This is a genomic window from Eudoraea sp. (genome assembly GCF_049665975.1).
In the GTDB taxonomy this organism is placed as follows: Bacteria; Bacteroidota; Bacteroidia; order Flavobacteriales; family Flavobacteriaceae; genus Eudoraea.
Map to the genome: position 1 here is coordinate 1 of NZ_JBATGR010000541.1, position 3,192 is coordinate 3,192.

The following is a 3,192-nucleotide window of genomic DNA, read 5'->3' on the forward strand; positions in this document are numbered from 1 at the left end:
GTGCGTTTGTTGAGTGGTTATTTTCTTTCTGCCATGATTGTAAAAATTGGTTCCATTGGAGGTCAACAATTGATCCGGGGGAAGGTCTTTTGGGGTTGGACCAGGCATAATGTACCATTTCTGCCCTTCTTTCAGTAACACATGGCTTATTGTTTTTTTGATGGTCTCTAAAGGTGTAATCCAAACAGTATGGGCCAAAGCACTGGCAGTATTTTTGCCGGAAGACGTCAATTCTATACCTATGGAATCTAATTTAGCATAGGAACTGAGAATGCCATCCGTAACAGAAACCTCAAGCATATACTGGTCCATTGAGATCCCTTTTGAGGGAGCGAGATAAGAATGTGCTCTTTCAAACTCTTTGAAATCTAATGCATCATAATAGGCTTTTACTACATTTTCAGGAGCTATTTGTGCCGAATTATTTAAATAAAATTCATAGCTACCATATAGCAGGCCCGCAAAAAGTAGTAATGCCCAGCTATGATTGGTCCTGATAAGTTTTTTTGGGAACTCCTTCAGTTGAATTTTAAAAGACATATAGGCTGCAGGGGGCAGTGTTTTAGATTTCAAAGCCCTTATCCATATAAGCGGTGCATGCAAAATAAAAGCCAACAGCACCGTAAGAAGGGGGATAATACCCCACATGATTTTCAAATAAACAGTTACCTCATCCTTTGGAAGAATGGCCGGGAGGGGAGGTATATTTAGCCGTTCCCAAACCATGATCCCGTTCTCAAGCTGCTGCAATCGTTGCCAGCCACAATAGTAGAGTATAGGATCGTAAAATTTATCATTGGAAAAGATATATTTCAGATTGTATTTTTCAGGAATTGTCAGGAATTGTTGCAAAGACCCTATCCCCTCTAATCCTCTGAATTTCGAATTCTCCAAACGCTCAATAGCCTTACTCGTTAATTCCGGAAGTCTGCGAGCCGAGTGGTAATTACCATCTACAGTCATCGCCTTGGTTTGAGCAGAGAGCCACGCCATCTGGTCACCGAAACCCAGGGTAAGGTACCGCCAGTGGTCATGCATATCCTGATTGAGGAAATTAACGATGGGCAGCATTTTAATCTTTTGCGGCTGGGAAGGCCTGAAATAGCCTAAGCTCATTGTAAAAATCACCATAAACAAGATGCCTGCCGCCAGAAAACCACCAAGAAGTCTGTGGTAAACCGAACCAAACCTGGCCTGCAACGCCTTTTTAAGGTCGCCTTCCACCAATCTGTAAATAAATTCCCCGAACATAGGCAGGGCCATGATGGTGGCCCATAATGTAAAGCGGTCTAAGGTTAGGATATTGAAGGCGGTCTCACCCAGAACTAATCTCGGGATTGGGGTGGTCCCTCCCGTTCCCAGGATGGTGAGGATGGTAATCGAAATCCCAAAAAACAGGTATCGTTTACTGTAAAAGCGATAGAAAATATAAGGAAGTATAAACAACAATACTCCCCATGGTATTAAGAAGAAAACAAGGCCCGAAGAGGTCACCTCAAGAAAATTGTCCCTGGAACCATGGGGTATTGGGACTTGGGTAATCGGATTTTGTTTTGAATTCAACCAATACGGCAGAATACAAACAATAATGAGCACCAGAGATCCTGTTCCAAAGCCTACGATCCTCCAAAAGAGTTTCCTGAACGATTGGAGGAAAACCTTGAAAGTAATACACCCGGTCTGCTTTACCTTTTCTTTGGCATCGTCCATAATGGCCATCCCAATCAAGGGAAAAATAAAAAATACCATCCCGAAGATTGGTGTAACATGGTGCGATGTAACCGTTACAGCAATAAGTGATAAGGCCATGATGAGTTTCAGTAGTTTCCCCTTCCGTATCCATTCATAGATCTCCGGCAAGGCGTGCAGCAATACAGACAATCCAATAATACTTGGTATCTGGCCAAAAATATGTAGGGTTTCAATAAAAGTTGATGAAAACACTCCTAGCAAAGCCGTATACCCGGCAATCTGACGATTTCCTGTAAGCAATAATCCAAACCTGTAGATGCCGGTTATGAATAAAATAATACTTCCAATTGCTACCGTGTAAAGTCCAAATTTTAATCCCCCCAGAACTGAAAAAAGGGCCATCACCTGATGTGCCAGAGGAGGATATCCCATTACGGTAAAACCGGTATACCACCTATAATCCCAGGGTTCCCACCAGTTTGAAGCATAATGGTCTGCAAAAAATAAATGGATAAGCGCATCGTAGGTGGTCTCCAGTGTAAAAAACAAGGCCGATCCATGAAACGCCACCCCTATCACAAGGGCCAAAAACAACAAAATATTAGATTGCTTCATACGCAATTCCTGTAAGAAAATATAACACTATAAAAGTAGATATATTGTGGGGTTTGCCCACTATCAGTCATGGATACCAGACTTCCATTGACCTACAGAAAACTCCCATTCATCTTCAATGCGTCATCCGGGACGTCAGGTCTGCCTACTTTTGGCTAAGAAATCAGAAAAATTAAATACTCTGGTTTCTAATTGTCCAAATATTAATTAATACTTAACCTATGAAAATTTTAGCCATTGATGACCAGCAATTGATATTGCTGTCAGTAGAAAAAAAATTGACCGAACTGGGGTTCGACATACGGATCGCCGATAACGGAACGAAGGGCATTGCCCTCTATGACAAATTTCAACCAGACCTCGTTATTGTAGATATCAATATGCCGGGGATGTCGGGCCTCGAGGTAGTGAAATATATTCGTTTAGAAAAAACCCAGGACACTCCTGTTTTGGTACTATCAGGGAATACCAATGAACATGTTATTGTAGATGGTTTTGACCTGGGTATCAATGATTATATGAAAAAACCGGTAGGCCTTAATGAGATGGTTGCGCGGATAGACAGGATCCTCGGAGTATGTTCATTGCCTTCACCAGAATATGTTTCCCCCGCTAACCAAATGCTTCAGAAGTATTGTGTAGGTATTGTGATTCCATGCTACAACGAAGAAGAGCGATTATCCAGTGTAGAATTCCAGAAATTCGCCACCGAAAATCTGGGGTATCACCTGTGTTTTGTAAATGATGGAAGTACCGATAATACCCTTGAAGTACTGGAAAAGTTGCGGAAAGGCAATGAGGATACCATCAGCATCTATAATTGTGAGCACAATGGCGGAAAGGCCGAGGCCGTAAGACAAGGGGTATTACATCTGTCTAAAGATC

The 3,192-nt window shown here is 42.0% G+C and carries 2 protein-coding genes; one reads left to right on the forward strand and one right to left on the reverse strand.

Translation table 11 applies throughout. The features are described 5' to 3' along the window. The coding region (locus WBN20_RS17025; protein ID WP_424282549.1) for a hypothetical protein at window positions 1-2,307 on the reverse strand (2,307 nt) is incomplete at its 3' end. Window positions 2,308-2,528: 221 nt separating this feature from the next. On the opposite strand from WBN20_RS17025, the gene WBN20_RS17030 reads away from it, so the two are divergent. Further along, window positions 2,529-3,192 (forward strand): response regulator (locus WBN20_RS17030; RefSeq protein ID WP_424282550.1); only part of this gene is annotated, 664 nt, incomplete at its 3' end.